Annotated in this window: 5 protein-coding genes; all 5 read left to right on the top strand. The window is 30.6% G+C overall.

The annotated features are described in order from the left end of the window. Positions 1 to 1,156 (top strand): RHS repeat-associated core domain-containing protein (locus ERL59_RS20355; protein WP_160648065.1); only part of this gene is annotated, 1,156 nt, incomplete at its 5' end. 42 nt (positions 1,157 to 1,198) lie between these two features. Further along, the gene (locus tag ERL59_RS20350) at positions 1,199 to 1,903 is read left to right on the top strand and encodes a hypothetical protein (protein ID WP_160648064.1); all 705 of its coding nucleotides are present in this window, start codon (positions 1,199 to 1,201) and stop codon (positions 1,901 to 1,903) included. Positions 1,904 to 2,145: 242 nt separating this feature from the next. Further along, entirely contained in the window at positions 2,146 to 2,520 is a 375-nt protein-coding gene (locus tag ERL59_RS20345; RefSeq protein ID WP_160648063.1) for a CDI toxin immunity protein, read from the top strand. A 141-nt stretch (positions 2,521 to 2,661) separates the two neighbouring features. Continuing rightward, a complete protein-coding gene (locus ERL59_RS20900) occupies positions 2,662 to 2,817 on the top strand; it encodes a hypothetical protein (protein ID WP_201763652.1) in 156 nt (51 codons plus the stop codon). After that, positions 2,814 to 3,128 (top strand): HNH endonuclease, encoded by a 315-nt coding sequence (locus ERL59_RS20340; protein WP_160648062.1) that lies wholly within the window; start codon positions 2,814 to 2,816, stop codon positions 3,126 to 3,128. The genes ERL59_RS20900 and ERL59_RS20340 overlap by 4 nt, the downstream gene beginning before the upstream one ends. The last annotated feature ends 291 nt before the right edge of the window (positions 3,129 to 3,419 follow it).

Raw genomic sequence — 3,419 nt, 5'->3', positions numbered from 1 at the left:
TCAATATTATGTAGGTGGACTCCGTGCAACTAAAGAAAGTCAAGATGGAGACTTTACAAGATATATTTACTTTCAAGGAAATGTCATTGAAGAATTAGATCAAGAAGGAAACCCAACAGCAAGAAACATTTGGGGAAATCAGTTATTATATAGAGAAGACATGGCATCTAATTTAGGAGGATATTATTTCTATAACGGTCATGGTGATGTGGTTAAAGTTATCGCTGCTGATGGAAGTAAAGATGTTCTAAAAGAATATGATTATGACATTTGGGGTAATGTTTTAACTGAAACGAGTCATGAAACAAAAACCTTTGATAACCCTTTCCAATATACGGGTGAAATATATGATGAAGAGTCTGGATTGATCTATTTACGTGCAAGATACTATGATCCATCGATGGGAAGGTTTATTACTGAGGATACGTATGAAGGGACAATTAGTAATCCACTTAGTATGAATTTGTATACGTATGTGCATAACAACCCATTGATTTATAATGATCCGAGTGGACATCTTTTAAATGCAATAATAGATAGCGGACATGTAGATTTAAGTACAGTAGAAAATACTAGTAATAGTACTTATAACCCTATTCTTTTTAAACTGTTTAATTCAGCTAATTTTGTTTATGCATCTCCTGTTGATTATCATACAATGCTAGATATTGCAGGCGTAGTACCAGTAATAGGTGAGCCAGCAGATATAATAAATGGAATCCTATATACAATGGAAGGTGATTCAGTTAATGCTGCATTTTCCTATGCTGCTGCTGTCCCAATAGTAGGGTGGGGAGGAACTGCCGGTAAATTTGTTGTTCGTCTCACCGATGATGGGGTAGACTATGCCTTAAAAAATCGTATAAGGCATGGATATGATAGACATTTAAAAGATTTCTCTGATTTGGGTATTACAGGAAAGTGGAAGCAAGATAAAGAAAGGTGGTATGCAATTAATAAAGAAGTTTTAACTGAGGCTACACACAGCTTTGATCATGTTTTAAGAGATGGTAATGCTGTAAAAGGATTTTATAAAAAGGTTGATGGGGTGGATGTTTTTGTTTATATATATAAAGAAGGTAAAACCCCTGGTGAAATAGCAACAACAGTTAAAGCTAGTGAAAAACAATTACGTAGTCGAGGTATAATAGATTAATTGCTAATGTATATTAAATTATTTTTATTTAGGAGGGGTGATATGGCAGGATTTTATTATGAAATTAATGGGTATGTCTATGATAAATATTCAAATGAAATTATTTTAAAACTACTCTCTCATTTTAATATAAAAAAAGGAATCGCTGAGATATATGAAGTGGAAGAAACACAAGTTAACTATGAAATGATTGAAGAGTACGCAGATGAATGGTTCGAAGTACCTTTTAATAGTTTGAGTATGTGTAATTTAGAAAATCATTATTTCAAAGAGATAAAATTTAATTATCATATATTTGATAAAGAAGTACCTTTTAGATTACTAATTACAATGCATGAGGATCTTACATTTTCGATTACTATGATGTTTGACTATACAGAAAATGTTGAGTATGAGACAGATATAGTTAAACTTAAACGTAAAAATGAGGAGATTGAAAAATTAGTATATAATTTTTATTCATCAGGATTATATTTATATGGAACCTATGGTGTCGCAATATTTCCTGTTTCTCTAATATCTATAAAATTTGAAGATGAATCTATTTGTATGTATGGTGATGGTAATTACTTTAGTCATCAGATAATAAATAAGGATAGAATAGTAGAATTACAAAAAATAGGCTCAATCAAATTTAATATTTTAGAGAATGGATATCTTGTTCTTAAAGATGATATGGATATAAGATATGAAATATATGAAGAATGGGTGGGGAAAATTGTAAATAATTTAAGAAATTCTGTATAAAATCACTATGTATTTTGAAGAACTACAAGTAAGGATATTTTGTACTTGTGGTTCTTGTTCTTTTTAACGATATAAGAAATAGGTGGAATTTATGATCTGAAGTGAAATCATATATTCTCATTCTTGGGAAAAAAATAACTAACTTATATTTAGTTTGTTTTTCCTATTGAAGGTGATGAAGAAGATTTTAATCTCTATTAGAACATTTAAACAGATAATATAGCAAGGAGATGGAGATTAATATGACATTATTTGATGAGTGTATTGAAGCCTTGGGAAGCTCAGCAAGAGTTTTAACAAAAGAAGAAACTGATTCTATCTTCAATCTATTTGAAAAAATATATGAAATAACATATTATGGACGAATTGATTGGAAAAAAGAGAGTGGAAAAGAAGTTAGATCAGTAACTGATATCAAAGATTATTTTACCAATTTTAGTATTCCTACTTATATATTGTGGGATAATGCCAGAATTCCTGCTGTAGAAGCACAACTAGATAAAATAATTGAAGTGATTGATGATGTAACAGCGGTAAGTTTTGATACATGGTTATTTTCCCCTGAATTAAAAGCTGTAATTGAATTCAGTCATGATAAAATATGGCTAAAGGTTTGATGGAACTATAAGTTTTTAAAAATCGATTAGTATTTTCTAAATTTAATATGTTTACAAAGTATTGCGAATTTAAGAACTACGAGTAAAGAGAATTCTCGTGGTTCTTTATTTTGTTTAAAATATTATGGGAGGATAATGCTGATGAAGAATAAACTAATGAGACACTATTGTATGAATAAAACATGTGGTTATGAAGAGACAAATCATAAGAGACGTGATGCTATGAAGTGTCCTAAATGTAAAGGTCCAGTCATGAGTGTAGATCCTAAGAAAAAAGATTTTGATGAAAACAAATGAACAATGCAAATAAGAAAAAATTCTATGATAGTCAAACATGGAAATCTTGTAGAAAGCTTGTATTAATAAGAGACAATTACCTATGCCAATTATGTATAAAGCAAAACAAACTAACTCTAGCAGATATAGTTCACCATATAGAACACTTAGAAGATAATCCTAATTTAGCATTAGACATAGATAATCTACTAAGTGTTTGTTCGTCTTGCCATAATAAAGAGCATCCAGAGAAAGGGAAGAAGAAGGAACAGGGAAAGAAATCTAGACGAATTAAAGTAATAGAAGTAAAGGCAAATAATGAAGTGACATAAGGAGGAGATAACATTGAAAATTACGTGTATTTACTGTGTATAGCCCCCGTACCATCCAACTTGATTTACTATAGCAGAACTACCGGGCCCGCAGCTTCGTTTACACCGCAGAAAAAATTTTCATGAAAGGGGGGTAACAAAAAAATGGCTGTACCAACTGCAAAAATAATTCGTGAATATTTAGGTGATTGTTACGAAGAATCTGACGAGGAATTAATTAAGATTTATATTGAAACACACCAGTTTTATAGGAGGTTGCAAAAGGAAGTTAAGAACTCTGATTTGATGTAT

This window comes from Chengkuizengella marina (genome assembly GCF_009910845.1).
GTDB classification, from domain to species: domain Bacteria; phylum Bacillota; class Bacilli; order Paenibacillales; family KCTC-33759; genus Chengkuizengella; species Chengkuizengella marina.
The sequence above is the reverse complement of the archived record's forward strand: the minus strand, read 5'-3'. Positions and strand labels throughout refer to the sequence as shown.